The organism is Pseudomonas fluorescens (assembly GCF_018614655.1).
GTDB lineage: Bacteria > Pseudomonadota > Gammaproteobacteria > Pseudomonadales > Pseudomonadaceae > Aquipseudomonas > Aquipseudomonas fluorescens_BX.
This window is the reverse complement of sequence record NZ_JAGGOG010000003.1, coordinates 91287-118226: the sequence shown is the minus strand read 5'-3', so window position 1 is coordinate 118226 and position 26940 is coordinate 91287. Positions and strand designations below refer to the sequence as shown.

The window sequence follows — 26940 nt, the reverse complement described above, 5'->3', positions numbered from 1 at the left end:
CCCGTTGGGCCGCGCAGCGGCCCCAAATCTATTCTCCCGAGTTCTGTCTGAAAGAACCCAGTATTTTTCTTGGGGCTGCTGTGCCGTCCAACGGGAGCAAGCTCCCTCGCCACAGGTTAAGGCTCCAGGCTTAACTCATGTGCTTCAGGCGGGCTGATTTGGCGTGTAGTCCTTGAGCAACAGATACGTGCTCCAGCCCCACCAATCATTGGTCCACTGCTTGTCGTTAAGGTTATTGACGTCCTTGCGGCGCAGCACCTTGTCGCCTTCAGCCTTGAACAGCGGCGAGAAGTTATTGCTCGGGTTGTTCGCGGCATTCAAATCCGGCACATAAAGCGGCGCCTTGAAGTTGGCCGGGGAGGGCGCGATACCGCTGATAAACGTCTCGAAGATCTCGTCCGCCGATGCCTGCACAGCACGTTTGACCTGGGCCCGGTTGGCGGCATCATTGGTATCGAAATAGCGCTTGTCACCGTAGGCGTGCCACTCATCACCCAGGGCATTGCGCACGTTAAGTCCGAACTTGCTGTCTTCGTCGTGCATGAAGCGGCTGATCAGTGAACCCAGCTCGCCCGGTGTCACCACGGCTGCCAGTTGCTTGCGCGGTACGCGCAGGTGGCCGGCGGAAAACAGGTCGGTCAAAAAGTGATCCGCAAAGCTGTTCATGGCATAAGCCAGTTCCAGTGCCTGGTCGGTACCGCTTTGATGTGCCACGACGGCTTGTTGCAGCGCCGCCGTATGCCCGGCCAGATAGGCCAACAACGCCCATTCGCCGAAATGGTCAGCGTTGTCCGCCGCCAGTTTCAGGTAGCGCCCCAGCGGAACCATCGCAGACACTGCGCTGCCACCACCGGTAATCCGGTTCCACTCCTCGGACAAAGTATCTCCGAGCGCATCGTAAGCCTCATGGGGCTGCTTGCCGTCCTTGATAGCCTGGTTGACCGCATTGATCTCCTTTTGCATGACCGCCAGGATCTTGCCTGCTTCCTCGCGTGCAGCCGGCAGCACGGCCAGCGAGTTGAATGCTGCGGTAAACCGTTGCACCCGGTCGGTTGCCGATGCGCCATCGCTGATGGCCTGGCCTGGGATGCCATAAAAATCACCGCCCAGGGAGATGATCTGGCCGTACCTCAGGGCGAGGCCATTGGGCAGGTGCAACTCAACCTCTCGACCTGGGATCGCCGGGGCGTCCTTGGTGAAACGCAACAGGGTGTCGTCGCCGATGGCCGTGTGTTCGCCACCTTCAAAACGGAGGGAGGGGTTTTTCGAGCGTGTTACCGATTCAAGTTCTGACATGTTAGCTCCTTGCTATGTCGTAGGATTCTTCCTTGATAGCTGTATGTATATACAGCTTGTCGGATCATAGAGGAATAAATTCCTACGTCAAGAAGCCCGTTTTAGACGCTGCCAAAACTCGGGTCGCCTGTAAGCCAGATGAATTGCTGTTGACGAATATTTTTATAGTTGTACGATGACGTACGACATCAACAAATAACCATCAACAATCTCTCAACAGATAGTCTTTGCCCAGGGTGTTCGAATAATGAATCCACAAGAACTGAAGTCCATCCTCTCCTCCGGTCTGCTGTCTTTCCCTGTGACCGATTTCAACGCCCAAGGCGATTTCCACCAGGCGGGTTACATCAAACGCCTGGAATGGCTGGCCCCCTATGGCGCCACCGCCTTGTTCGCCGCCGGCGGCACCGGTGAGTTTTTCTCTCTGGCAGCCAGCGAATATTCCCAGGTGGTGAAAACTGCCGTCGATACCTGCGCCAACAGCGTGCCAATTCTCGCGGGTGTCGGCGGTTCGACTCGCCAGGCTATCGAGTACGCCCAAGAAGCCGAGCGTCTTGGCGCGAAGGGCCTGTTGCTGCTGCCGCACTACCTGACCGAAGCCAGCCAGGACGGGGTCGCCGCTCACGTTGAGGCCGTGTGCAAATCGGTAAAAATCGGCGTGGTGGTTTACAACCGCAACGTTTGCCGCCTGACCGCGCCGCTGTTGGAGCGTCTGGCCGAGCGTTGCCCGAACCTGATCGGTTACAAGGACGGCTTGGGTGACATTGAGTTGATGGTGTCGATCCGCCGTCGCCTTGGTGACCGTTTCAGCTACCTGGGTGGCTTGCCGACTGCAGAGGTTTACGCTGCTGCCTATAAGGCTTTGGGCGTACCGGTGTACTCCTCGGCGGTGTTCAACTTCATCCCGAAAACCTCGATGGATTTCTACCACGCCATTGCCCGTGAAGATCACGCCACCGTCGACAAGATCATCGACGACTTTTTCCTGCCGTACTTGGACATTCGTAACCGCAAGGCCGGTTACGCGGTGAGCATCGTCAAGGCCGGGGCGAAGATCGTCGGGTACGACGCCGGTCCTGTGCGCACGCCGTTGACCGATCTGTTGCCGGAAGAATACGAAGCCCTGGCCGCGCTGATCGATAAGCAAGGCGCGCAATAACCCATTACCAAAGCCGCTGAGCAATCAGCGGCTTTTTGCGTCAGGAGAAGATTCGTGTCCCAAGCCAAGCGTTTTGACAACTACATCGGCGGCCAATGGGTCGCCGGTGCCGATTATTCGGCCAATATCAACCCCTCCGAGTTGTCTGATGTCATTGGTGATTACGCCAAGGCAGACCTCGCTCAAGTCCACGCCGCCATCGACGCCGCCCGCGCTGCGTTCCCGGCCTGGTCGACTTCGGGTATCCAGGCGCGTCATGACGCGCTGGACAAAGTCGGCAGTGAAATCCTTGCCCGCCGCGAAGAGCTTGGCACCTTGCTGGCACGGGAGGAGGGCAAGACCCTGCCCGAAGCCATCGGCGAGGTGACTCGTGCCGGTAATATCTTCAAGTTCTTCGCCGGTGAATGCCTGCGTCTGTCCGGTGACTATCTGCCGTCAGTGCGTCCGGGCGTCAACGTTGAGGTCACCCGTGAAGCCCTCGGTGTGGTCGGCCTGATCACGCCGTGGAACTTCCCGATTGCCATCCCGGCCTGGAAGATTGCCCCGGCGCTGGCCTATGGCAACTGTGTAGTGCTCAAGCCCGCCGAGTTGGTTCCGGGGTGTGCCTGGGCCCTGGCGGAAATCATCTCCCGCGCCGGTTTCCCCGCCGGTGTGTTCAACCTGGTGATGGGCAGCGGTCGTGTGGTTGGCGATGCCATGGTTAACAGCCCGAAAGTCGACGGCATCAGCTTCACCGGCTCCGTTGGCGTCGGGCGGCAGATCGCTGTCAATTGCGTATCACGCCAGGCCAAAGTGCAACTGGAAATGGGCGGCAAAAACCCGCAGATCATTCTTGATGATGCCGACCTCAAACAGGCTGTCGAGCTGTCGGTACAGAGTGCGTTTTACTCCACCGGCCAGCGTTGCACTGCGTCCAGCCGCTTGATTGTCACCGCCGGGATTCACGACCAGTTCGTCGCCGCGATGGCCGAACGGATGAAGTCGATCAAGGTTGGCCATGCCCTGAAAACCGGGACTGACATCGGCCCCGTGGTATCCCAGGCGCAATTGGATCAGGACTTGAAATACATCGACATTGGCCAAAGCGAAGGTGCGCGTCTGGTGAGCGGTGGCGCTCTGGTGACTTGCGACACTGAGGGCTACTACCTGGCCCCGACGCTGTTTGCCGACAGCGAAGCCGCCATGCGTATCAGTCGTGAAGAAATCTTCGGCCCGGTGGCCAACGTAGTGCGCGTGGCGGATTACGAGGCGGCGCTGGCGATGGCCAATGACACCGAGTTCGGTTTGTCGGCAGGTATTGCTACCACATCGTTGAAGTACGCCAACCACTTCAAGCGCCATTCCCAGGCCGGGATGGTGATGGTCAACCTGCCGACCGCCGGCGTGGACTACCACGTTCCGTTCGGTGGACGTAAAGGCTCATCCTATGGTTCGCGTGAGCAGGGTCGCTATGCGCAAGAGTTCTACACAGTGGTGAAAACCAGCTACATCGGTTCGTAACAGCAACACCGTTGTAGGCGCTGGCTTGTGTGAGAGCTGGCTTGCCTGCGATAGCATCACTGCGGCGTGAATGACACGCCCAAGTGCCTGCATCGCGGGCAAGCCCGACTCCCACCTAAAGCGGTTCCCGCAGAAAAACAAAACGATTACCCGCAAAAAAAATAATTAGTGGGAGTACCTCTACATGCAAGCGACCAAGCCGACCCATGTCCGCTATTTGATCCTGCTCATGCTGTTCCTGGTGACCACGATCAACTATGCCGATCGGGCCACCATCGCCATCGCGGGCTCCAGCCTGCAAAAAGACCTCGGTATCGACGCGGTCACCCTCGGTTATATCTTCTCTGCATTCGGTTGGGCCTACGTGGCCGGGCAAATCCCCGGCGGCTGGCTGCTGGACCGTTTCGGTTCGAAAAAAATATATGCCCTGAGCATCTTCACCTGGTCACTGTTCACCGTGCTACAAGGCTATGTCGGTGAGTTCGGCATCTCCACCGCCGTGGTTGCGCTGTTCATGCTGCGCTTTCTGGTGGGCCTGGCTGAGGCGCCATCCTTTCCCGGTAATGCGCGCATTGTCGCTGCCTGGTTCCCCACCGCCGAACGGGGTACCGCCTCGGCGATCTTCAACTCGGCGCAATACTTCGCCACCGTGTTGTTTGCACCGCTGATGGGCTGGATCGTCTATAGCTTCGGCTGGCAGCATGTGTTTATCGTGATGGGTGTGATCGGTATCGTGTTCTCGCTGATCTGGCTGAAAGTGATCCATAGCCCGCGCCAGCACCCGATGATCAACGAAGCCGAGTTCAACTATATTGCCGAAAACGGTGCCATGGTCGACATGGATCAAGACAAGGGCAAAGGCAAGAAAGCCGACGGTCCTAGGTGGGATTACATCCGCCAATTGCTGACCAACCGTATGATGCTTGGCGTGTACCTGGGTCAATACTGCATCAACGGCATCACTTACTTTTTCCTGACCTGGTTCCCGGTGTACCTGGTTCAGGACCGTGGCATGACCATCCTCAAAGCCGGCTTTATCGCTTCGCTGCCGGCGATCTGCGGCTTTATCGGCGGTGTGTTGGGCGGGGTAATTTCCGATTACCTGCTGCGCAAGGGCCATTCACTGACCTTTGCCCGCAAGGCGCCGATCATCGCGGGCCTGCTGGTGTCCAGCAGCATCATTGCCTGTAACTACGTAGAAGTTGAATGGATGGTGGTGGGCTTCATGGCCTTGGCATTTTTCGGCAAAGGCGTGGGCGCACTGGGTTGGGCGGTGGTGTCCGACACCTCGCCGAAACAAATCGCCGGTTTGAGTGGTGGCTTGTTCAATACCTTTGGCAACCTGGCTTCGATCACCACACCGATTGTGATCGGCTACATCATCAGCACCACCGGCTCGTTCAAATGGGCGCTGGTATTCGTTGGTGCGAATGCCTTGGTGGCGGTGTTCAGCTACCTGGTGATCGTCGGCCCGATCAAGCGCGTGGTACTCAAGGAGCCACCGACCCAAGGCCCCGAGCTGACTAAACTTTCCCAAGTGCACTCCTGAAGGGGCCCGCGTCATGCAGTTGATTGAACATGCCGACTCACCACGCTCCATCCGTTTGCACGAGCGCGATAACGTGGTGATTGTGGTCAACGATCAGGGCGTACCGGCGGGGACCGAGTTCCCTGACGGCCTGATTACCGTCGACTTCATCCCCCAGAGCCATAAGGTCACGCTGGAAGATATTCCCGAAGGCGGGCAGATCATTCGCTACGGGCAGACCATTGGCTATGCCTTGCAGCCGATTCCCCGGGGCAGTTGGGTCAAGGAAGATCAACTGCGCATGCCTACCGCGCCGCCCCTGGACAGCTTGCCGCTGTCCACCGAGGTGCCCGAGGCTCAAGCGCCGTTGGAGGGGTTTACCTTCCAGGGTTACCGCAATGCCGATGGCACCGTCGGCACGCGCAATATCCTGGGTATCACCACCACCGTGCAATGTGTGACCGGGGTGCTGGACCATGCGGTCCAGCGAATCAAGAACGAGTTGCTGCCCCAGTACCCGAACGTCGACGACGTGGTGGCGCTGACCCACAGCTACGGCTGCGGCGTGGCGATTACCGCCACCGACGCCTACATCCCGATCCGCACGGTGCGCAACCTGGCACGCAATCCGAATCTGGGTGGCGAGGCGTTGGTCATCAGCCTGGGTTGCGAGAAGTTGCAGGCCGGGCAGGTGATGCACGATAACGACAGCTCCGTCGACCTCAGCGAACCCTGGCTGTATCGCCTTCAGGATTCCAGTCACGGGTTTACCGAGATGATCGAGCAGATCATGGACCTGGCGCACATCCGCCTGAAGAAACTCGACCAGCGTCGGCGCGAAACGGTACCCGCGTCGGAGCTGATCCTGGGCATGCAATGCGGTGGCAGCGATGCATTTTCCGGTATCACCGCCAACCCTGCGTTGGGTTATGCGTCAGACCTGTTGTTGCGGGCGGGCGCAACGGTGATGTTTTCCGAGGTAACTGAAGTCCGTGACGCCATCTACCTGCTGACGTCTCGTGCGCAAAGCAAGGAAGTGGCTCAGGAACTGGTGCGGGAAATGGACTGGTACGACCGCTACCTGGCCAAGGGCGAGGCCGACCGCAGCGCCAACACCACGCCGGGGAACAAGAAGGGCGGGTTGTCGAACATTGTCGAGAAGTCCTTGGGTTCCATCGTCAAGTCGGGTAGCAGCGCGATCAATGGCGTACTCGGCCCGGGTGAGCGGTTCAAGCGCAAGGGCCTGATCTTCTGTGCGACACCCGCCAGTGATTTTGTCTGCGGTACCTTGCAACTGGCGGCGGGGATGAACCTGCATGTGTTCACCACCGGTCGCGGCACGCCCTATGGGTTGGCAATGGCGCCGGTGGTGAAAGTCTCGACACGGACCGAGCTGGCCCAGCGCTGGCCGGATTTGATCGATATCGATGCGGGGCGGATTGCGACGGGGCGGGCGACGATCGAGGAACTGGGCTGGGAGTTGTTCCACTTCTACTTGGACGTGGCCAGCGGCAAGAAGCAGACCTGGGCTGAGCGGCACAAACTGCATAACGACATTACGTTGTTCAATCCGGCGCCGATTACCTGAGACCGAGGCGCCTGCATTCGCGAGCAAGCCCGCTCCCACATTGGATACTTGTCGGACACAAAATTCATGCCCGAGATGAACCACATGTGGGAGCGGGCTTGCTCGCGAAAGCGGTCGACCAGACGAAGCCGCCGGTGCTGGCTTATCATTGCCACCTACCGACGCTCACCCAAGGTTTTCCCCGCATGCTGGCAATCTTCCTCGCGACCCTGAACATCACTGCGCCAGTGTTTGCCATGCTGTTTCTCGGTGTGTTGCTCAAACGCATCAACTGGATCAACGATAACTTCATTCACATTGCGTCGGCCCTGGTGTTCAACGTCACCATGCCCGCGTTGCTGTTTCTCGGGATTCTTCATGCGGACCTGCACTCGGCGCTCAAGCCCGGGCTGTTGATCTACTTCTGCGTTGCCACGCTGCTGAGTTTTGCCCTGGCCTGGGGTTGGGCGATATGGCGCTGCCCGCGGGAAGACCGTGGCATCTACGCCCAGGGCGCATTTCGCGGTAATAACGGGGTGATCGGCCTGGCACTGGCGGCCAGTATGTATGGCGATTATGGGATTTCCCTCGGGGCGATTCTCGCAGCGCTGGTGATCCTGTTCTACAACACGCTGTCGACCATTGTGCTGGCGGTGTACAGCCCGGTGATCAAGTCTGATCCGTGGAGCATCTTCAAAAGTGTGATCAGCAACCCGCTGATCATCAGCGTAATCGCGGCGACGCCTTTCGCTTATTTCCAGATCGGCTTGCCCAACTGGCTGCAGGCTTCGGGGCAGTACCTGGCGGACATGACCTTGCCCCTGGCCTTGATCTGCATTGGCGGGACATTGTCATTGGCGGCCTTGCGCAAGAGCGGCGACATGGCGTTGAGCGCCAGTCTGGTGAAGATGATCGGTTTGCCGGTGCTGGCGACCCTCGGTGCCTGGTTGTGCGGGTTCCGTGGGCCGGAGCTGGGGATTCTGTTTCTGTACTTCGGCGCTCCGACGGCGGCAGCCAGTTTCGTCATGGCCCGCGCAGCGCAAGGCAATCATGAACTGGCAGCGGCGATTATTGTGATCACCACACTGATGGCGGCGGTGACCACGAATATCGGGATCTTTGTGTTGCAGGCAGGTGGCTGGATCTAGGCTTCTTTCTGGTAGCTGTCGATGACTTCCTGTGCGGCGCGGAAAGCGTCAATGGCTGCTGGCACGCCGGCATACACCGCGCAATGCAGCAGCGCCTCGCGAATTTCCTCCACGGTGCAACCATTGTTCAGCGCACCGCGAACGTGCCCTTTGAGCTCTTGCGGGCATTTGAGCGCAGTCAAGGCGGCGAGGGTGATCAGGCTTCGGGTTTTCAGCGGCAAGCCGTCACGATTCCAGACGCTGCCCCAGGCATGTTCATTGACGAAATCCTGCAGCGGCTGAGTGAACTCGGTGGCGTTGCCCAGAGCGCGGTCGACGAAGGCATCACCCATGACCTGGCGACGCATTTCAACCCCGGGCTTCTTTTGATCGGTCATTGCGATTCCCTCTTGTGTTGGCGGCGCCAGGCTCGCAGCGAGGTGAACAACAGGAACGCCACCAGCGCTGGCAGGACGTAAAACAGCATCAGTTGTTCCAGTTTGTTGGCCAGCGGCATACCGGTGGTGAACGAGATCACGTGCAGCCCATAGGCCAGGTAGAGCCCCAGCAGCAGCAAGCCTTCGGCCCGAGTGATCCGATAACCGGAATAGAACACCGGCAGGCACAAGACCGCGACACCGAGCATTACCGGCAAGTCGAAGTCCAGGGCATTGGGCGACACCGACAGCGGCGAAGGCGCCACCAGGGCGGTAAACCCCAGCACACCCAACAGGTTGAACAGGTTGCTGCCGATCACATTGCCCACGGCAATCTCGCGTTCCCCTCGCAGGGCCGCGATCAGGGAGGTCGCCAGGCAAGGCAGTGAGGTGCTGACGCCGACGATGGTCAGGCCGATGACCCGCTCGGACAGGCCCAGGTCACTGGCCACTTCCACCGCCGCCCCCAGCAACAGGTGCCCGGCAAACACCAGCAACAGCAGGCCGGCGATCATCCAGAGCACGCTGCTCAGCCATGGCGCCTGCGCCACCGTGTCACGGGTGCGAGGGCGACGGGAATGGCGGGTCTGGTAGAGCAACAAGCCAAGGTAAGCCACCAGTGCGGTCAGCAAGAGCAGGCCATCCACCGGGGTCAGTATTTCGTTGGCGGCGAGCACGAACACCAACAGGCTGGCAAGGATCATCACCGGAATATCCAGGCGCACCAGTTGCCGTGAGACCCGCAATGGAATGATCAACGCCGACAGGCCGAGCGTGACGAGGATATTGAAGATGCTACTGCCGATCACGCTGCCTACGGCGATATCGGTGTTCTCCGTCAGGGTGGCTTGCAGGCTGATGGCCATCTGCGGCGCGCTGCTGCCGAAGGCGACGATGCTCAAGCCGATGATCAGTGGTCGCACCTTGAGGCTGGCAGCCAGGCGAACGGCCGCGCGCACCAGCACTTCGGCACCGAGAATCAGCAGCACCAGGCCACTGATCAGCTCGATCAGGCTGAAGGGCGATAGGGCGGTTAATCCGAAAATGGTCAGGGCTCCCGTCGGTCAGTTACTCAGGGCCTGCACACGAACGCGCGCGGTCCCGCTGCGCAGCATACCCAATTGCTCGGCGGCCTTGCGCGAAAGATCGATCAGGCGTCCACGGGTATGGGGACCACGGTCATTGATGCGGACCACGACGCTTTTATCGTTGTTGAGGTTGGTGACTTTGACCCGCGTGCCAAAGGGCAGGCGGCGATGAGCGGCGGTCAGGCCGTTCTGATTGAAGGGTTCACCGCTGGCGGTACGTTTGCCGTGGTGTTTGGCGCCATAGTAGGACGCGGTGCCCGTTTCGTCGTAGCCGTTGGGGTCAATGAGACCGCTGGCGCAGCCGGTGAGCAGGGAGAACAGGGCCAGGAGGCCGAGTAGACGCTTCATTAAAGGGGTCCCCGAAATTAATGCAGGAACCCGCTCATGTGGGAGCCGGGCTTGCCCGCGATGCAAGCGCCTCGGTCTTTCAGATGCACCGAGGTGATGCTATCGCAGGCAAGCCAGCTCCCACACAAGCAGGTTCCTGCAGAGAGGCAACCGCTATCAGCCTTCGAGTTTGCTTTTCAGCAATTCGTTGACCTGTTGCGGGTTGGCCTTGCCTTTGGAGGCCTTCATCGCCTGGCCGACAAAGAAGCCGAACATCTTGCCACGCTTGGCTTCATCGGCCGCGCGGTATTGTTCGACCTGTTCGGCATTGGCCGCGAGCATCTCGTCGAGCACCGCCGAAATCGCGCCGCTGTCGGTGACTTGCTTCAGGCCGCGCTTCTCGATGATCTCATCGCTGCTGCCTTCGCCTGCGGCCATGGCTTCAAACACGGTCTTGGCGATCTTGCCGGAGATGGTGTTGTCCTTGATCCGCAGCAACATGCCGCCCAACTGCTCGGCCGACACGGGTGCCTCGTCGATTTCCAGGCCCTGTTTGTTCAACAGGCTGCCCAGCTCAACCATCACCCAGTTGGCTGCCAGTTTGGCGTCGCCGGCAATGCTCACGACTTTTTCGAAGTAGTTGGCTTGCTCGCGGCTCGACGCCAAAACGCTCGCGTCGTACACCGAAAGACCGAACTGCTCTTGGAAACGCTCGCGTTTTTGCGGTGGCAGTTCCGGCAGCGTGGCGCGCACGTCAGCCAGGAACGAGTCCTCGATGACCACCGGCAACAGGTCCGGATCGGGGAAGTAACGGTAGTCGTTGGCTTCCTCCTTGCTGCGCATGGCGCGGGTTTCGTCTTTGTTCGGGTCGTACAGGCGCGTTTGCTGGATCACCTTGCCGCCGTCTTCGATCAGTTCGATCTGGCGACGCACTTCAGTGTTGATCGCCTTCTCGATGAAACGGAACGAGTTGACGTTCTTGATCTCGCAGCGGGTGCCGTACTCGACCTGGCCTTTTGGCCGAACCGATACGTTGCAGTCGCAACGCAGGGAGCCTTCGGCCATGTTGCCGTCGCAGATACCCAGGTAACGCACCAGCGCATGGATCGTCTTGACGTAAGCCACGGCTTCCTTGGCGCTGCGCATGTCCGGCTCTGAAACGATCTCCAGCAGCGGGGTGCCGGCGCGGTTCAGGTCGATGCCGGTGGCGCCGTTGAATTCTTCATGCAGGCTTTTGCCAGCATCTTCTTCCAGGTGCGCACGGGTTACGCCGACACGTTTGATGGTGCCGTCTTCCAGTGGGATGTCCAGGTAGCCCTTGCCGACAATTGGCAGTTCCATCTGGCTGATCTGGTAGCCCTTGGGCAGGTCCGGGTAGAAGTAGTTCTTGCGGGCGAACACGTTGTGCTGACCGATTTCGGCGTCAATCGCCAGGCCGAACATCACCGCCATGCGCACCGCTTCCTGGTTCAGCACCGGCAGTACGCCGGGCATGCCCAGGTCTACCAGGCTGGCCTGGGTATTCGGCTCGGAGCCGAAGGTGGTGGCGCTACCGGAGAAAATCTTCGATTGGGTGGCGAGCTGGGTATGAATCTCCAGCCCGATCACGACTTCCCATTGCATAGTGTTCTCCTCAGAAGCCGGTAGGGGTGCGAGTGTGCCAGTCAGTGTTCAACTGGTACTGGTGCGCCACATTGAGCAGGCGGCCTTCCTGGAAATACGGTGCGAGCAATTGCACGCCCACCGGCAGGCCATCGACGAAACCGGCGGGCATGGACAAGCCCGGTAGACCTGCGAGGTTGGCGGTGATGGTGTAGAAGTCTTCCAGATACTCGGCAATCGGGTCGTTGTTCTTGGCGCCGATCTTCCAGGCCGGGTTAGGCGTGGTTGGGCCGAGGATCACGTCGACTTCATTAAAGGCTGCCATGAAGTCGTTCTTGATCAGGCGACGGATTTTTTGCGCCTTGAGGTAGTACGCGTCGTAGTAACCGGCCGACAGGGCGTAGGCGCCGACCATGATCCGACGTTGTACTTCCGCGCCGAAACCTTCGCCACGGGAGCGCTTATAAAGGTCGGTCAGGTCTTTCGGGTCTTCGCAACGATAGCCGAAGCGCACGCCGTCGAACCGCGACAGGTTGGAGGAAGCTTCTGCCGGGGCGATCACGTAGTAGGCCGGAATCGCGTGCTGGTTGTTCGGCAGGCTGATTTCCTTGATCACTGCGCCGAGCTTTTCCAGCTCCTTGACGCTGTTGTGCACCAGTTCAGCAATACGCGGGTCGAGGCCGGCGCTGAAGTACTCTTTTGGTACACCAATGCGCAGGCCTTTGAGCGAGGTGTTGAGGCTGACGCTGTAGTCCGGCACCGGCTCATCAATGCTGGTGGAGTCCTGCGGATCGAAGCCTGCCATGCCTTGTAACAATATTGCGCAGTCTTCAGCCGTGCGCGCCAAAGGGCCGCCCTGATCGAGACTGGAAGCGTAGGCAATCATGCCCCAGCGGGAAACACGACCGTACGTCGGTTTCAAACCGGTGAGGTTGGTGAAGGCGGCCGGTTGGCGAATCGAGCCGCCGGTATCAGTCGCGGTGGCGGCTGGCAGGAAACGTGCGGCAACGGCAGCGGCCGAACCACCGGACGAACCGCCTGGCACATGCTCCAGGTTCCACGGGTTTTTCACCGCGCCGTAGTAGCTCGACTCGTTGGCCGAACCCATGGCGAACTCGTCCATGTTGGTCTTGCCCAGGGTTACGGCGCCGGCAGCGGCCAGCTTGGCGACCACGGTGGCGTCGTATGGCGCCTTGAAGTTGTCGAGCATCTTCGAGCCGCAACTGGTGCGAATGCCCTGGGTGCAGAACAGATCCTTGTGGGCAATCGGCGCACCCAACAGGGCGCCGTTCTCACCGTTGGCGCGACGGGCGTCGGCGGCCTTGGCCTGGCTCAGGGCCAGCTCTTCGGTGAGGCTGATGAAGCTGTTGACCTTGGGGTCCAGCTCGGCGATACGCGCCAGCAGGGTCTTGGTCAGCTCTTCGGATGAAAACTTTTTATCGGCGAGACCGCGGGCGATCTCGGCCAGAGTCAATTGATGCATTGCAGGCTCTTTCCCTTTAGTCGATGACTTTCGGAACCAGGTACAGGCCGTTTTCGACCGCTGGTGCGATGGACTGGTAAGCCTCGCGATGATTGCGTTCGGTCACGACGTCTGCGCGCAGGCGCTGGCTGGCTTCCAGTGGGTGAGCCAGGGGCTCGATGCCGTCGGTATTCACGGCCTGCATTTGGTCGACCAGCCCGAGAATGCTGTTCAGGGCTGCGGTGGTCTGTGGAAGATCGGCTTCATTGAGGCCAAGGCAGGCCAAATGAGCGATTTTTTCCACGTCGGAGCGTTCAAGCGCCATGGGATTCTCCAGTGGAAAACAGAACGGAAGCTATCCGTGTGTTAGATTGTCGGAACACTACCGCATTTCTACGGTCATAAGGCCGCGATTGTGGGGGTTGGTGCACAGAAAGTCGGTCAATTTAACATATTGGCGCCTTGCCCAAAATCCCTGTCGTTGTTAGAGTTTGCCGCACTTTTTTACCCACGCGTTGCCTAGGGTCCCTTTCCCATGTTCAAGAAACTGCGTGGCATGTTTTCCAGCGATCTTTCCATCGACCTGGGCACTGCCAACACCCTTATTTACGTGCGCGAGCGCGGTATCGTCCTGAATGAGCCATCGGTTGTGGCTATTCGGACCCATGGTAATCAGAAAAGTGTCGTTGCCGTTGGCACCGAGGCCAAACGCATGCTTGGCCGAACGCCGGGCAACATCGCTGCCATTCGTCCGATGAAGGATGGTGTGATTGCCGACTTCAGCGTCTGCGAGAAGATGCTGCAGTACTTTATCAACAAGGTTCACGAAAACAGTTTTCTGCAGCCCAGCCCTCGTGTGCTGATCTGCGTTCCGTGCAAGTCCACCCAAGTGGAGCGTCGTGCCATTCGTGAATCGGCCCTTGGTGCCGGTGCCCGTGAAGTGTTCCTGATCGAAGAGCCAATGGCTGCTGCGATCGGTGCCGGCCTGCCGGTTGAAGAAGCGCGCGGTTCGATGGTGGTGGATATCGGTGGTGGTACCACTGAAATCGCCCTGATTTCCCTGAACGGTGTGGTGTATGCCGAATCCGTACGTGTAGGCGGCGACCGCTTCGACGAAGCGATCATCACTTATGTGCGTCGTAACTACGGCAGCCTGATCGGCGAATCCACCGCCGAGCGCATCAAGCAGGAAATCGGTACCGCTTACCCGGGCGGCGAAGTTCGCGAAGTTGATGTTCGCGGTCGTAACCTGGCCGAAGGCGTTCCACGTGCTTTCACCCTGAACTCCAATGAAGTGCTGGAAGCTCTGCAAGAGTCCCTGGCTACTATCGTTCAGGCTGTGAAAAGCGCCCTGGAGCAATCGCCGCCGGAACTGGCTTCCGATATCGCCGAGCGTGGCCTGGTACTGACCGGTGGTGGCGCCTTGCTGCGCGACCTCGACAAGTTGCTGGCCCAGGAAACCGGTCTGCCGGTGATCGTCGCCGAAGACCCGCTGACCTGCGTTGCCCGTGGCGGTGGTCGTGCACTGGAAATGATGGATAAACACACCATGGACCTGCTTTCCAGCGAATAAGATGTTGCTGGTTCGTCCATGTTTCGCCCGCAGGCAGCACTTTGCAGTGCTGCCTGTTGGCGTTTATCTTCTTCAATCTGCATCCAGGCCGGTTTGATGCCGTATGAATAAAGAAAACATTTGCCTGGGAGGAGCGGCTTATTAAACCGCTTTTCGCCAAAGGCCCCTCATTGGGCGTGCGCCTGTTGGTGCTGGTCGTGCTATCGGTCGCGCTGATGGTGGTCGATGCCCGCTTCACACTGCTCAAGCCAGTGCGTAGCCAGATGTCGCTGGTACTGATGCAGTCCTACTGGATCACTGACCTGCCGCAACGGTTATGGCAAGGTGTGGCCAGCCAGTTTGGCAGCCGTACCGAGCTGGTCGCCGAAAACGAAAAACTCAAGACCGAAAACCTGCTGCTGCAGGGGCGCATGCAAAAGTTGGCGGCCCTCACCGAGCAGAACGTTCGGCTGCGCGAGTTGCTCAACTCTTCCGCGCTGGTTAACGAGAAGGTCGAAGTGGCCGAGTTGATCGGCATGGACCCCAATCCCTTCACCCATCGCATCATCATCAACAAGGGTGAGCGCGACGGCGTGGTCCTTGGCCAGCCGGTGCTCGATGCTCGTGGCTTGATGGGCCAGGTGGTGGAGTTGATGCCGTATACCTCCCGCGTCCTCTTGCTCACCGACACGACCCACAGCATTCCGGTGCAGGTCAACCGTAACGGTTTGCGGGCGATTGCCAGCGGTACTGGCAATCCTGAGCGCCTGGAATTGCGCCATGTAGCAGACACCGCTGATATCAAGGAAGGCGACCTGTTGGTCAGCTCCGGCCTGGGGCAGCGTTTCCCGGCAGGCTACCCGGTGGCGACGGTCAAGGAAGTGATCCACGATTCCGGCCAACCATTCGCCATTGTCCGTGCCGTGCCGACCGCCGCGTTGAACCGCAGTCGTTACCTGCTGTTGGTATTCAGCGACAACCGAACCCCCGAAGAGCGCGCCAACGAAGCTGCCCAGGCCCAGGAAGCGGAAGACAAGCAAAACGGCATCACGCCGATTATTCCGGCAACCGTGCCGAAACCCGCCGCGCCTGTTGCACCGGCACCGGCAGCCGCCCCGGTCACGCCCGCGGCCCCGGTAGCCACGCCGGCCAGCCCTGTGCGCCCCGTCAAGCCCACGACGACGCCGGCCGCGGCCAAACCACCCGCAGCTGCGCCTGCCGTCACCAAGCCACCAACGGCGGCCCCGGCAACCACTCGGCAGAGGGAGGAATAATGGCCGGTACTCATTCGCGCAATGGCTGGATCGTCTGGCTGACCTTCGCCATTGGCTTGCTGCTCAGCGTTTCGCCGTTACCGCAGTTCATGGAGATCCTGCGCCCGCTGTGGCTGGCGCTGTTGCTGGCATTCTGGTCCCTGACACTGCCCCACAAGGTCGGCATGGTCACAGCGATGTGCCTGGGGCTGGCTGAGGATGTGCTGTACGGCACCTTGCTCGGCCAGAACGCGTTGATCCTGACGTTGATTACCTTTCTGGTACTGTCGCTGCAACAGCGTTTACGCATGTTCCCGATGTGGCAACAGTGCCTGGTGATCCTGGTGATATTCGGGCTGGCCCAGCTGGTACAGCTATGGCTCAGTGCTTTGACTGGCAATCGCCAGCCGACGCTGGCGTTGGTGCTGCCGGCACTGGTCAGCGCGTTGTTGTGGCCCTGGATCAGTTTTGGCCTGCGTGGGTTGCGTCACCGCTACAAAATCAATTGAATGGATCTCGAGGCTCTGCCTGGTTATCAAACTCTACAGGGAGAGTCTGGAATGAATTCGCTTTATCTGGCCTCCGGATCCCCCCGGCGGCGTGAGCTGCTGACCCAGATCGGTGTGCCTTTCACTGTGGTTGGCGCCGCCATTGATGAAACTCCCCTGACCGATGAGCCTGCGACGTCCTATGTCGAGCGCCTTGCCCGTGGCAAGGCGGCGGCGGGGAGTGCAGCGTTGGCGAATACTTCGGGCGCCTGTGTACTGGGCGCCGATACCGCCGTGATCCTCGACGGTCAGATCCTCGGCAAGCCGTTGGATCAGGCTGACGCCCTGGCCATGTTGCTGGCCCTTTCTGATCGTGAACATGAAGTTCTTACCGCCATCGCCCTGCTTGATGGTCAGCGTTGCGAAACGCGGCTGGTGAGCAGTCGCGTGCGGTTTCGCAAGATATCGGCAGACGAAGCCACCACTTACTGGCACAGCGGCGAACCCCAAGACAAGGCGGGCGGCTATGCTATCCAAGGGCTGGGCGCGGTGTTTGTGGCCGGGCTCAATGGCAGCTACTCCGCCGTTGTCGGCCTGCCTGTGTGCGAAACCGCGGAACTGCTGGGCCAATTCGGCATACCCTGTTGGCAAAACCTTACCGTGCGCTAAACGCCGTATTTCAGCGCCAAGCCTTAAGCGATCGGTCACTATTGTGAAAACGCCTGAACGAGACCCAGCCATGAGTGAAGAGATTCTGATCAATATCACGCCGATGGAATCACGCGTGGCGGTGGTAGAAAACGGTGTTTTGCAAGAAGTGCATGTCGAGCGGACCCAGAAGCGCGGGATCGTCGGCAATATCTATAAAGGCAAGGTGGTGCGCGTGTTGCCGGGCATGCAGGCGGCGTTTGTCGATATCGGCCTGGACCGCGCCGCGTTTATCCATGCCTCGGAAATTTCCTTGCGCGAAGGCCCGGCCGTCGAAAGCATCAGTGCCCTGGTGCACGAAGGGCAAAGCCTGGTGGTGCAAGTCACCAAGGACCCGATTGGCTCCAAGGGCGCGCGGTTGACGACCCAGCTGTCGATTCCTTCCCGTTACCTGGTGTACATGCCGCGTACGGCTCATGTCGGCATTTCCCTGAAGATCGAAGACGAAGCCGAACGTGAACGCCTGAAGAAGGTGGTCAGTGATTGTGTGGCCCTGGAAGGCATCAAAGAGGCCGGTGGTTTCATCTTGCGCACCGCCGCCGAAGGTGCCGGCGCTGATGAAATCCTCATGGACATCCGCTACCTGCGGCGTCTTTGGGATCAAATCGACGCGCAGATCAAAACCATTAGCGCCCCGAGCGTTATCTATGAAGACCTGGGCCTGGCCCTGCGCACGCTGCGCGACCTGGTCAGTCCGAAAATAGAGAAAATTCGCATCGACTCGCGGGAAACCTTCCAGCGCACCACGCAATTCGTCGCCGAACTGATGCCGGAAATTGCCGATCGCCTGGAACACTACCCTGGCGAGCGTCCGATCTTCGACCTATATGGTGTCGAGGACGAAATCCAGAAGGCCCTGGAGCGCAAAGTGCCGCTCAAGTCCGGCGGTTACCTGGTGGTAGACCCCGCGGAAGCGATGAGCACCATCGACGTCAACACGGGGGCCTTTGTCGGCCATCGCAATCTCGAAGAAACCATCTTCAAGACCAACCTCGAAGCCGCCACCGCGATTGCTCGCCAACTGCGTCTGCGCAATCTGGGCGGGATCATCATCATCGACTTCATCGACATGGAAGATGAAGAGCACCAGCGCCAGGTGTTGCGCACCCTCGAGAAGCAGTTGGAGCGCGACCACGCCAAGACCAACATTATCGGGATTACCGAGTTGGGCCTGGTGCAGATGACCCGCAAGCGCACCCGCGAAAGTCTCGAACAAGTGTTGTGCGAACCCTGCAGCAGTTGCCAGGGGCGCGGAAAGTTGAAAACCCCGGAGACGGTTTGCTACGAGATTTTCCGGGAAATTCTCCGAGAGGCACGCGCTTATCAGGCTGAGGGCTATAGGGTGTTGGCCAATCAGAAAGTGGTCGACCGGCTGCTGGACGAAGAGTCAGGCAATGTGGCGGAGCTGGAAGGCTTCATCGGACGCACGATTCGCTTCCAGGTTGAAACCATGTATTCACAGGAACAATACGACGTGGTGCTGCTCTGATTCGCGTATGTTTTTTTCAGCGAGACGGGCAGACCATGATCTGCCGTCCGATTACCGTCTTGAGGGTCGCCTGACATGGAGCGTCTGATACGCTTTTTTGCCGCATTGACCCGCTGGGGCCTTGGCCTGTGCGCCTTGCTGCTGGTTCTGGCAGCGGTCTATGTCAGCCTGGGCCGTGAGTTGACGCCGTTGGTGGCGGAATACCGGGGTGAAATCGAAGCCAAGGCACGTGCCGCTGTGGATATGCCCTTGAGCATTGGCAGCCTGGAAGGGCGCTGGAGTGGCTTTGCGCCTGTGTTGTTGGCTCACGATGTGATGGTCGGAGAGGGCAGCAGTGCACTACGCCTGGACCAGGTGCAAGTGGTGCCGGATGTCTGGGCCAGCCTGCTGGCGTGGGAAGTGCGTATCGCACACTTGGAAGTCAGTGGCTTGCAGGTCAGCGTCAAAGAGGACAAAGACGGCCATTGGGCGCTGCAAGGCCTGCCGGTGCAGGACGACCAACCGCTGGATCCGCAGCAGTTGTTCACACGCATGCAAATGGTGTCGCAACTGTCGCTGCTCGATAGCCAAGTGACCTTGCAGCCGTTCGGCCAGGCGCCAGTCACCCTTACGTATGTCGGCGTGAACCTGCAAACCGGTGCCTCTCGTCAACGCCTCGATGCGCGGTTGACCTTGCCGGATGGCCAGCCCCTGGCGCTGAACCTGCGCACCCGGATCAAGGCCGACCAATGGAAGTACGCAGAGGTTCAGGCTTACCTGAGCCTGCCCCAGAGTGACTGGGCTCGCTGGATCCCGGCAAAACTGACCCAGCAATGGAAGCTCAGCGAACTCAAGGCCGGTGGCGAGTTCTGGCTGAACTGGAGCCAAGGCACGGTGCAAAGCGCTGTCGCCCGCCTCAATGCCCCGCAATTGCGCGTCAGCTATGCCGATCGCAAACCGACGCATATCGAGAATCTGGCACTGACCGCCTATGTGCAGCGCAGTGATGGCGGTCTCAAGGTGCTCTTCGACTCCCTGGCGATGAACCTGGGGGAGACTCGCTGGGAGTCGCGTCTGCAATTGCAGCAGACATTGGCCACGGGCAATGCTCAGGAAGTCTGGAATCTGCAGGCTGATCGTCTGGACCTGACGCCCATCACGCCCTTGCTCAATGCCCTGGCCCCCCTGCCGGAAGGCGCTGCCAAGGCGGTGGAGCACCTGAAGGCGACCGGGACCTTGCGCAATGTACTGGCGGATTATCGTCCCCAGGACACCACCGACCAGAAAGTGAGTTTTGCCGCCAACCTCGATCGGATCGGCTTCGACGCCTATTTTGGCGCTCCGGCTGCTCGCAATGTCACCGGCAGTATCAGCGGCGATTTGGGACATGGCGAACTGCGCATGGACAGCAAGGATTTCTCCCTGCACCTGTTCCCGATCTTCGCCAAGCCCTGGCAGTACATCCAGGCCAATGCACGACTGACCTGGAAGCTGGATAAAGAGGGCTTCACCCTGATCGCACCGTATATCAAGGTGCTTGGAGAAGAAGGCAAGGTGGCTGCCGACTTCTTGATTCGCCTGCATTTTGACCATAGCCAGGAAGACTACATGGACCTGCGTGTCGGCATGGTCGATGGCGATGGGCGTTTTACTTCCAAATACCTGCCGGCAGTCCTGAGCCCGGCGTTGGACGAATGGCTGCGTACGGCGGTTCTCAAGGGCGCTGTGGATCAAGGCTTTTTCCAGTATCAGGGGTCGTTGAACCACGACGCCCCGACGGCCGCGCGCAATATCAGCCTGTTTTTCAAGGTGCATGATGCCGAATTGGCCTTCCAGCCCGGCTGGCCTCATGTCAGCAAGGTCGCGGGTGAAGTGTTTGTCGAAGAGCCCGGCGTGCGCATCCTGGCCAGCAAGGGGCAGTTGCTCGACACCAAGGTCAAGGACATCTACGTCAATATCCCTCACGTACCCAAAGGGCAGGACAGTCATCTGCTGCTGACCGGTGGTTTTGCCGGTGGCTTGGGCGATGGTCTGAAAATTCTCCAGGAAGCGCCGATTGGTACGGCATCGACCTTTGCCGGCTGGAAAGGCGAGGGCGATTTGCAGGGCAAACTGGATCTGGATATTCCATTGGCCAAGGACGTCGAACCCAAGATTGTGGTGGACTTCAAGACCGACAAGGCACGGCTGCAGTTGGCCGAGCCAACGCTGGATCTGAGTCAGCTCAAGGGTGACTTCCGCTTCGACACCGCCAAGGGTCTCAGCGGTCAGAACATCAGTGCCCAGGCGTTTGACCGACCGATCACCGCGCAGATTTTTGCCGATGGTAAACCGGGCAATCTCAGTACCCGGGTCACTGCCAAGGGCCAGGTGGCGGTCGAGAAACTGACCGACTGGCTCAAGGTCAGCCAGCCATTGCCGGTCTCAGGCGATATCCCTTACCAACTGCAATTGAACCTGGACGGCGCCGACAGTCAGTTGATGGTCAGCTCTAACCTCAAGGGCGTGGTGGTTGATCTGCCGGCACCATTCGGCATGCCCGCCAGCCAAGGGCGCGACACCGTGTTCCGCATGACCTTGCAGGGCAAGGAACGGCGCTACTGGTTTGATTATGGCGAGCTGGCCAACTTTACCTTTGCTGCCCCGGCGGATAATTTCGCCGACGGTCGCGGTGAGCTGTTTCTGGGTGACGGCGATGCGCTGTTGCCAAGCGCCAAAGGTTTGCGCATTCGCGGGGTACTGTCAGAGCTGGATATCGACCCGTGGAAAAAACTGGCGGATCGCTATGCCGGCAATGACCCGGGCGGCAGTGCCAAGCAACTGTTGAGCGGTGCGAACTTCAAGGTCGGCAAACTGACCGGTTTTGGCACTCAGTTCGATCAGGTCACGTTGCTGTTGGATCGCAAGCCAGCGGCATGGGCTTTGCAACTCGACAGCCAGCAAGCCAAAGGCACTGTGGGGTTGCCGGATGCCAAAGGTGCACCGATCGCGGTCAACTTGCAGTACGTGAAGTTGCCGGCGGTCGACCCCTCGGTGCAGGCCGATGAAAATGCGCCAGACCCGCTGGCGGATGTGGATCCCAAGCAGATCCCGGCACTGGATATCGCCATTGACCAATTGTTCCAGGGGCCTGACTTGATTGGTGCCTGGTCGCTGAAGGTGCGGCCGACGGCCAAGGGCATGGCCTTCAATAGCCTCGACCTGGGTCTCAAGGGCATGCAATTGAAAGGCGCCGGTGGCTGGGAAGGTGCGCCGGGCGCCAGCAGCAGTTGGTACAAGGGCCGTCTGGATGGCAAGAACATCGCTGATGTGCTCAAGGGCTGGGGTTTTGCTCCGACCGTGACCAGCGAGGATTTCCACCTGGATGTGGACGGGCGCTGGCCGGGTTCTCCGGCCTGGGTCGGGCCCAAGCGTTTCTCCGGCAGCCTGGACGCCAGTTTCCGCAAAGGCCAGTTCGTTGAGGTGGAAGGTGGAGCCCAGGCCCTGCGGGTGTTTGGTCTGCTGAACTTCAACTCCATTGGTCGACGCCTGCGCCTGGACTTTTCCGACTTGCTCGGCAAAGGTTTGAGTTATGACCGGGTCAAGGGCTTGCTGGCGGCCAGTAACGGCGTGTTTGTCACCCGTGAGCCAATCACCATGACCGGGCCGTCCACCAACCTGGAGATTAACGGTACCCTGGACCTGGTGGCTGATCGGGTCGATGCCAAGCTGCTGGTGACCTTGCCGGTGACCAACAACCTGCCGATTGCGGCGCTGATTGTCGGGGCGCCGGCTATTGGTGGGGCGCTGTTTTTGATTGACAAGCTGATAGGGGACCGGGTTTCTCGCTTCGCCAGCGTGCAATACACGGTGCAAGGTCCTTGGAAGGACCCGAAAATCACCTTCGACAAGCCATTTGAAAAGTCACGATAAGCGCCTGTAGCCGCTGCCGAGGTACAGAGGTGCGGTGACCGCCCTTATAGTGTCATGGTCCATTACGTCTCGAACGCAGGAGCCCGTCATGTCCATCGCAGTCATTCAAATGGTCAGCCAGAGCGACGTGCTGGCCAACCTGGCCCAGGCACGGCGTCTGCTTGAACAGGCTGCCGCCGGCGGTGCTCGGCTGGCGGTCCTGCCGGAGAACTTCGCTGCCATGGGCCGTCGTGACGTTGCCGATATCGGCCGTGCCGAGGCTTTGGGCGAAGGCCCGATCCTGCCCTGGTTGAAACAGACCGCCCGCGACCTCACCTTATGGATAGTGGCGGGCACTTTACCGTTGCCGCCCGAGGGGCAGCCGAAGGCGAAGTCCAATGCTTGCTCGTTGTTGATCGATGAGCACGGCGCAATCGTCGCCCGTTACGACAAGCTGCATTTGTTTGATGTTGACGTGGCCGACACCCGGGGTCGTTATCGAGAATCCGATGACTATGCTTACGGTAGTCAGGTGGTGGTAGCGGATACGCCGGTGGGTCGGCTGGGGCTGACGGTTTGTTACGACTTGCGTTTCCCGGAGCTGTACAGCGAATTACGTGCTGCCGGGGCTGAATTGATTAGCGCACCGTCGGCGTTTACGGCGGTGACCGGGGCTGCACATTGGGACGTATTGATTCGTGCCAGGGCCATCGAAACCCAGTGTTACCTGCTGGCGGCCGCTCAAGGCGGCGTACATCCAGGGCCAAGGGAAACCTTCGGTCACGCGGCGATTATCGACCCCTGGGGGCGAGTACTGACACAACAGGATCAAGGCGAAGCGGTGTTGCTGGCCGAGCGCGATAGCAGTGAACAGGCGTCGATACGGGCGCGCATGCCGGTGGTGAACCATCGGCGCTTTTTCTCGCAGGGCGCGCAGCGACCTGCTTCAGAATGATGAATTTAAGGCCAAACCTATGAGCGAGTTGTTGTCCTCAGTCAGTGAACACCTCCTGGCGCCCGGTGGCGTGACCATCGAAAGTTTGCAAACCGTGCTGGGCGATTTGGCCGGGCCGGGTATCGACGCCGCCGATTTGTACTTCCAGGGGCAGATTTCCGAGTCTTGGGCGCTGGAAGACGGCATCGTCAAGGAAGGCAGTTTCAACCTGGACCAAGGCGTGGGTGTTCGAGCGCAATCCGGTGAGAAAACCGGTTTTGCCTACAGCAACGCCATCACCCTCGAAGCGCTTGGCCTGGCCGCCCGTGCGGCTCGTTCGATTTCCCGTGCCGGGCAAAACGGTACGGTGCAGGCGTTCAGCACCCAGGATGTGGCTCAGTTGTATGCGCCGGATAACCCGCTGGAAGTGATCAGCCGTGCCGAAAAGGTCGAGCTGCTCAAGCGTGTGGATGCGGCAACCCGCGCCCTGGACCCGCGTATCCAGCAAGTGACCGTGAGCATGGCCGGTGTCTGGGAGCGAATTCTGGTGGCGTCCACTGACGGTGGCCTGGCAGCGGACGTGCGGCCATTGGTGCGTTTTAACGTCAGCGTGATCGTTGAGCAAAACGGCCGTCGCGAGCGCGGCGGCCATGGCGGTGGCGGGCGTACCGATTACCGTTATTTCCTGACTGAAGACCGCGCCATGGGCTATGCCCGTGAGGCACTGCGCCAGGCATTGGTCAACCTGGAAGCGATTCCGGCCCCGGCGGGTACCTTGCCGGTGGTGTTGGGCTCGGGTTGGTCCGGGGTGCTGCTGCATGAGGCGGTGGGCCACGGCCTGGAAGGCGACTTCAACCGCAAGGGCAGTTCGGCCTACAGCGGTCGCATGGGCGAAATGGTTGCCTCCAAACTCTGCACTATCGTCGATGACGGCACGTTGGCCGGGCGTCGTGGCTCGTTGAGCGTCGATGACGAAGGCACGCCGACCGAATGCACCACCCTGATCGAAAACGGTGTGCTCAAGGGCTACATGCAAGACAAGCTCAACGCCCGCCTGATGGGCGTGGCCCGCACCGGCAATGGTCGTCGTGAGTCTTATGCGCACCTGCCGATGCCGCGTATGACCAACACTTACATGCTCGGTGGCGAAAGCGATCCAGCCGAAATCATCGCCTCGGTGAAACGCGGTATCTACTGCGCCAACCTCGGTGGCGGACAGGTGGACATCACCAGCGGCAAGTTCGTGTTCTCTACCAGCGAGGCGTATTTGATCGAAGACGGCAAGATTACCGCGCCGGTCAAAGGGGCAACGCTGATCGGTAACGGCCCGGAAGCCATGAGCAAGGTGTCGATGGTCGGTAACGACCTGGCGCTGGACAGTGGTGTGGGGACGTGCGGGAAGGATGGGCAGTCGGTGCCAGTGGGTGTCGGCCAGCCAACCTTGAAAATTGATGCGATCACCGTGGGTGGCACTGGGTCGTAAGAACGGGAGCTTCGGGTGGCGAAGGCCGCCACCCGGGGAAGAGGATCAGCGCAGGCCGCGTTGAGTCTCGTCCAGCTCACGGATGTACTTGAACATTTTACGGCTGGTGGCCGGTGGCTTGTTCTGCGCCAGTTCGTGCTGGGCCTGACGGATCAGGGAGCGCAGTTGCTGGCGGTCGGCATCCGGGTAGTCCAGGACGAACTTCTCCAGAACGGCGTCGTCGCCCGCGATCAAGCGGTCACGCCAGCGTTCCAGATTGTGAAACCGTTCGTTGTACTGGCGCGTGGAGGCATCCATTTGATCGAGCAAAGTCAGAATGGCGTCAGTGTCCTGATCGCGCATCAACTTGCCGATAAACATGATGTGCCGTTTACGCGCGATATTCGCGGTGTGCTTGGGCGCATCGGCCAAGGCCCGGCGCATGGCGTCGGTCAAGGGCAGTTTTGCCAGCAAGTCAGGCTTGAGCGTTGTAAGGCGCTCGCCGAGGTCAACCAGAGCATGCAGCTCGCGTTTGACCTGGGTTTTGCTTTTCTCCCCGTCGAGGGAGTCGTCGTAAGAATCAACCATGGTGGCAGTCCGCAAAGAAACGCCGCCATGATAACCAGTCGGGGGCCGCTTGTCCGGCCCGGTCGCTCGAAGGCCTTAACCGAAAGCAGAATTTGAGTGGAGAAAACCATGAGTGCAGCCCAAAGCGTCGGTCCGCAAGCGTTACCGGCACTGCAGGAACAAGTCGAGCAGATCCTTGCCGAGGCCAAGCGCCAGGGGGCCAGTGCCTGTGAAGTGGCGGTGTCCCTGGAGCAAGGGTTGTCGACGTCGGTGCGCCAGCGGGAAGTGGAAACCGTTGAATTCAACCGTGACCAAGGGTTTGGCATCACCTTGTATGTGGGCCAGCGCAAAGGCTCGGCCAGCACATCCGCCAGCGGCCCGGAAGCGATTCGCGAGACCGTTGCCGCGGCCCTGGCCATCGCCAAGCACACCTCTGAAGACGAAAGCTCAGGGCTGGCTGATAAAGCCTTGATGGCCAAGGATTTGAAGGATTTTGATCTGTTCCATGCCTGGGACATCACCCCGGAGCAGGCCATCGAACAGGCACTGACCTGCGAAGCGGCGGCGTTTGATGCCGACAGCCGGATCAAGAATGCTGATGGCACGACTCTGAGTACCCATCAGGGTTGCCGTGTGTATGGCAACAGTCACGGTTTTATCGGTGGGTATGCTTCCACGCGCCACAGCTTGAGCTGCGTGATGATCGCTGAGGCCAATGGCCAGATGCAGCGCGATTACTGGTATGACGTAAGCCGTCAGGGCGAGTTGCTGGCTGATCCGGTGATCATTGGTCAGCGCGCTGCGCAACGTGCGGCGAGCCGCCTGGGTGCGCGTCCGGTGCCGACATGCGAAGTCCCGGTGCTGTTTTCGGCAGAGCTGGCTGGTGGATTGTTCGGCAGTTTTCTGGGAGCGATTTCCGGTGGCAACCTGTATCGCAAATCCTCGTTCCTGGAAGGGGCGATGGGTCAGAAGCTGTTCCCTGAGTGGATGACTATTGATGAGCGCCCGCATTTGATGCGTGCCATGGGCAGTTCGGCGTTCGACGGGGATGGCCTGGCGACCTATGCCAAGCCGTTCGTCGAGAACGGTGAGTTGGTGTCCTACGTACTGGGCACCTATGCCGGCCGCAAACTCGGCCTGCCGAGCACTGCCAACTCCGGTGGCGTGCACAACCTGTTCGTGACTCATGGTGAAGAAGACCAGGCGGCGCTGTTGCGGCGTATGGGGCGCGGCCTGTTGGTTACCGAGCTGATGGGGCAGGGCCTGAATATGGTCACCGGTGATTACTCCCGAGGCGCGGCAGGTTTTTGGGTGGAAAACGGCGAAATTCAGTTCGCCGTCCAGGAAGTGACCATCGCCGGCAATATGCGCGATATGTTCAAGCAGATTGTTGCAGTGGGTAATGACCTGGAACTGCGCAGCAACATCCGCACCGGTTCGGTGCTGATCGAAAAGATGACGGTCGCAGGTAGCTAAGCCCTAAGACGGGGACTGTAGAAAAGGCGCACCACCCAATGGGTGGCG

Annotated in this window: 22 protein-coding genes; 14 read left to right on the top strand and 8 right to left on the bottom strand. The window is 59.8% G+C overall.

Features of this window, described 5'->3' with window-relative positions:
• Nucleotides 1–144 precede the first annotated feature (144 nt).
• The gene (locus J7E41_RS03155) at nt 145–1296 is read right to left on the bottom strand and encodes a phospholipase (RefSeq protein WP_214990063.1); all 1152 of its coding nucleotides are present in this window, start codon (nt 1294–1296) and stop codon (nt 145–147) included.
• A gap of 247 nt (nt 1297–1543) precedes the next feature.
• Between J7E41_RS03155 and kdgD the strand changes: the two genes are divergently transcribed.
• The 5 genes from kdgD to J7E41_RS03130 all read left to right on the top strand — a co-directional run bounded on the left by kdgD (nt 1544) and on the right by J7E41_RS03130 (nt 8198).
• Nucleotides 1544–2455 carry a 5-dehydro-4-deoxyglucarate dehydratase gene (kdgD, locus tag J7E41_RS03150; RefSeq protein WP_214990061.1) on the top strand — a complete coding sequence of 304 codons (912 nt, stop codon included), beginning with the start codon at nt 1544–1546 and terminating at the stop codon, nt 2453–2455.
• Nucleotides 2456–2509: 54 nt separating this feature from the next.
• Entirely contained in the window at nt 2510–3955 is a 1446-nt protein-coding gene (locus J7E41_RS03145; RefSeq protein WP_214990059.1) for an aldehyde dehydrogenase family protein, read from the top strand.
• A 184-nt stretch (nt 3956–4139) separates the two neighbouring features.
• On the top strand, nt 4140–5504 hold the full coding sequence (locus J7E41_RS03140; protein ID WP_214990057.1) for an MFS transporter: 1365 nt from the start codon (nt 4140–4142) through the stop codon (nt 5502–5504).
• Between the two features lie 13 nt (nt 5505–5517).
• Nucleotides 5518–7071 carry a galactarate dehydratase gene (gene garD / locus J7E41_RS03135; protein ID WP_214990055.1) on the top strand — a complete coding sequence of 518 codons (1554 nt, stop codon included), beginning with the start codon at nt 5518–5520 and terminating at the stop codon, nt 7069–7071.
• A 185-nt stretch (nt 7072–7256) separates the two neighbouring features.
• A complete protein-coding gene (locus J7E41_RS03130; RefSeq protein WP_214990498.1) occupies nt 7257–8198 on the top strand; it encodes an AEC family transporter in 942 nt (313 codons plus the stop codon).
• On the opposite strand, the gene J7E41_RS03125 is transcribed toward J7E41_RS03130, so the two are convergent.
• The 6 genes from J7E41_RS03125 to gatC all read right to left on the bottom strand — a co-directional run bounded on the left by J7E41_RS03125 (nt 8195) and on the right by gatC (nt 13418).
• Complete coding sequence (locus tag J7E41_RS03125; protein ID WP_214990053.1) at nt 8195–8575, bottom strand: carboxymuconolactone decarboxylase family protein; 381 nt, start codon at nt 8573–8575, stop codon at nt 8195–8197. The two genes, J7E41_RS03130 and J7E41_RS03125, sit on opposite strands and share 4 nt — an antisense overlap.
• A complete protein-coding gene (locus J7E41_RS03120) occupies nt 8572–9618 on the bottom strand; it encodes a calcium/sodium antiporter (protein ID WP_214990496.1) in 1047 nt (348 codons plus the stop codon). Before J7E41_RS03120 ends, J7E41_RS03125 begins: the two co-directional genes overlap by 4 nt.
• 60 nt (nt 9619–9678) lie before the next feature.
• On the bottom strand, nt 9679–10050 hold the full coding sequence (locus tag J7E41_RS03115; RefSeq protein WP_214990051.1) for a septal ring lytic transglycosylase RlpA family protein: 372 nt from the start codon (nt 10048–10050) through the stop codon (nt 9679–9681).
• A 156-nt stretch (nt 10051–10206) separates the two neighbouring features.
• A complete protein-coding gene (gene gatB, locus J7E41_RS03110; protein WP_214990049.1) occupies nt 10207–11652 on the bottom strand; it encodes an Asp-tRNA(Asn)/Glu-tRNA(Gln) amidotransferase subunit GatB in 1446 nt (481 codons plus the stop codon).
• A 10-nt stretch (nt 11653–11662) separates the two neighbouring features.
• Nucleotides 11663–13114 (bottom strand): Asp-tRNA(Asn)/Glu-tRNA(Gln) amidotransferase subunit GatA, encoded by a 1452-nt coding sequence (gene gatA, locus J7E41_RS03105; protein ID WP_214990046.1) that lies wholly within the window; start codon nt 13112–13114, stop codon nt 11663–11665.
• Nucleotides 13115–13130: 16 nt separating this feature from the next.
• Nucleotides 13131–13418: an Asp-tRNA(Asn)/Glu-tRNA(Gln) amidotransferase subunit GatC gene (gene gatC / locus J7E41_RS03100; protein WP_032860102.1), complete on the bottom strand. Its 288-nt coding sequence runs from the start codon at nt 13416–13418 to the stop codon at nt 13131–13133.
• Nucleotides 13419–13628: 210 nt separating this feature from the next.
• On the opposite strand from gatC, the gene mreB reads away from it, so the two are divergent.
• The 8 genes from mreB (at nt 13629) to tldD (ending at nt 24870) form a co-directional block, all read left to right on the top strand.
• Nucleotides 13629–14666 carry a rod shape-determining protein MreB gene (gene mreB, locus J7E41_RS03095; RefSeq protein ID WP_002555108.1) on the top strand — a complete coding sequence of 346 codons (1038 nt, stop codon included), beginning with the start codon at nt 13629–13631 and terminating at the stop codon, nt 14664–14666.
• Between the two features lie 140 nt (nt 14667–14806).
• A complete protein-coding gene (gene mreC / locus J7E41_RS03090) occupies nt 14807–15919 on the top strand; it encodes a rod shape-determining protein MreC (protein WP_214990494.1) in 1113 nt (370 codons plus the stop codon).
• On the top strand, nt 15919–16407 hold the full coding sequence (gene mreD / locus J7E41_RS03085) for a rod shape-determining protein MreD (RefSeq protein ID WP_214990044.1): 489 nt from the start codon (nt 15919–15921) through the stop codon (nt 16405–16407). Before mreC ends, mreD begins: the two co-directional genes overlap by 1 nt.
• 51 nt (nt 16408–16458) lie before the next feature.
• Nucleotides 16459–17055, top strand: a complete 597-nt coding sequence (locus J7E41_RS03080) for a Maf family protein (protein WP_214990043.1) — start codon at nt 16459–16461, stop codon at nt 17053–17055.
• Nucleotides 17056–17125: 70 nt separating this feature from the next.
• Nucleotides 17126–18583 (top strand): ribonuclease G, encoded by a 1458-nt coding sequence (gene rng / locus J7E41_RS03075; RefSeq protein ID WP_169356350.1) that lies wholly within the window; start codon nt 17126–17128, stop codon nt 18581–18583.
• 75 nt (nt 18584–18658) lie between these two features.
• Nucleotides 18659–22474, top strand: coding sequence for a YhdP family protein (locus J7E41_RS03070; protein WP_214990041.1), 3816 nt, complete (start codon nt 18659–18661; stop codon nt 22472–22474).
• 88 nt (nt 22475–22562) lie between these two features.
• The gene (locus tag J7E41_RS03065) at nt 22563–23408 is read left to right on the top strand and encodes a carbon-nitrogen hydrolase family protein (protein ID WP_214990039.1); all 846 of its coding nucleotides are present in this window, start codon (nt 22563–22565) and stop codon (nt 23406–23408) included.
• A 19-nt stretch (nt 23409–23427) separates the two neighbouring features.
• On the top strand, nt 23428–24870 hold the full coding sequence (gene tldD, locus J7E41_RS03060) for a metalloprotease TldD (RefSeq protein ID WP_155583506.1): 1443 nt from the start codon (nt 23428–23430) through the stop codon (nt 24868–24870).
• A gap of 45 nt (nt 24871–24915) precedes the next feature.
• Here tldD and yjgA read toward each other — a convergent pair whose 3' ends face one another.
• Nucleotides 24916–25437, bottom strand: a complete 522-nt coding sequence (gene yjgA / locus J7E41_RS03055; protein WP_169356346.1) for a ribosome biogenesis factor YjgA — start codon at nt 25435–25437, stop codon at nt 24916–24918.
• Nucleotides 25438–25545: 108 nt separating this feature from the next.
• Here yjgA and pmbA point away from each other — a divergent pair, with 108 nt between their 5' ends.
• Nucleotides 25546–26892 carry a metalloprotease PmbA gene (pmbA, locus tag J7E41_RS03050; RefSeq protein ID WP_214990037.1) on the top strand — a complete coding sequence of 449 codons (1347 nt, stop codon included), beginning with the start codon at nt 25546–25548 and terminating at the stop codon, nt 26890–26892.
• Nucleotides 26893–26940: the final 48 nt, after the last annotated feature.

Bases quoted from the DNA above. Each gene is read 5' to 3' on its own strand.
- J7E41_RS03155 (WP_214990063.1), bottom strand. From the start codon at position 1,296: ATGTCAGAACTTGAATCGGTAACACGCTCGAAAAACCCCTCCCTCCGT.
- kdgD (WP_214990061.1), top strand. From the start codon at position 1,544: ATGAATCCACAAGAACTGAAGTCCATCCTCTCCTCCGGTCTGCTGTCT.
- J7E41_RS03140 (WP_214990057.1), top strand. From the start codon at position 4,140: ATGCAAGCGACCAAGCCGACCCATGTCCGCTATTTGATCCTGCTCATG.
- garD (WP_214990055.1), top strand. From the start codon at position 5,518: ATGCAGTTGATTGAACATGCCGACTCACCACGCTCCATCCGTTTGCAC.
- J7E41_RS03130 (WP_214990498.1), top strand. From the start codon at position 7,257: ATGCTGGCAATCTTCCTCGCGACCCTGAACATCACTGCGCCAGTGTTT.
- J7E41_RS03125 (WP_214990053.1), bottom strand. From the start codon at position 8,575: ATGACCGATCAAAAGAAGCCCGGGGTTGAAATGCGTCGCCAGGTCATG.
- J7E41_RS03115 (WP_214990051.1), bottom strand. From the start codon at position 10,050: ATGAAGCGTCTACTCGGCCTCCTGGCCCTGTTCTCCCTGCTCACCGGC.
- gatB (WP_214990049.1), bottom strand. From the start codon at position 11,652: ATGCAATGGGAAGTCGTGATCGGGCTGGAGATTCATACCCAGCTCGCC.
- gatA (WP_214990046.1), bottom strand. From the start codon at position 13,114: ATGCATCAATTGACTCTGGCCGAGATCGCCCGCGGTCTCGCCGATAAA.
- gatC (WP_032860102.1), bottom strand. From the start codon at position 13,418: ATGGCGCTTGAACGCTCCGACGTGGAAAAAATCGCTCATTTGGCCTGC.
- mreB (WP_002555108.1), top strand. From the start codon at position 13,629: ATGTTCAAGAAACTGCGTGGCATGTTTTCCAGCGATCTTTCCATCGAC.
- mreD (WP_214990044.1), top strand. From the start codon at position 15,919: ATGGCCGGTACTCATTCGCGCAATGGCTGGATCGTCTGGCTGACCTTC.
- J7E41_RS03080 (WP_214990043.1), top strand. From the start codon at position 16,459: ATGAATTCGCTTTATCTGGCCTCCGGATCCCCCCGGCGGCGTGAGCTG.
- rng (WP_169356350.1), top strand. From the start codon at position 17,126: ATGAGTGAAGAGATTCTGATCAATATCACGCCGATGGAATCACGCGTG.
- J7E41_RS03070 (WP_214990041.1), top strand. From the start codon at position 18,659: ATGGAGCGTCTGATACGCTTTTTTGCCGCATTGACCCGCTGGGGCCTT.
- J7E41_RS03065 (WP_214990039.1), top strand. From the start codon at position 22,563: ATGTCCATCGCAGTCATTCAAATGGTCAGCCAGAGCGACGTGCTGGCC.
- tldD (WP_155583506.1), top strand. From the start codon at position 23,428: ATGAGCGAGTTGTTGTCCTCAGTCAGTGAACACCTCCTGGCGCCCGGT.
- yjgA (WP_169356346.1), bottom strand. From the start codon at position 25,437: ATGGTTGATTCTTACGACGACTCCCTCGACGGGGAGAAAAGCAAAACC.
- pmbA (WP_214990037.1), top strand. From the start codon at position 25,546: ATGAGTGCAGCCCAAAGCGTCGGTCCGCAAGCGTTACCGGCACTGCAG.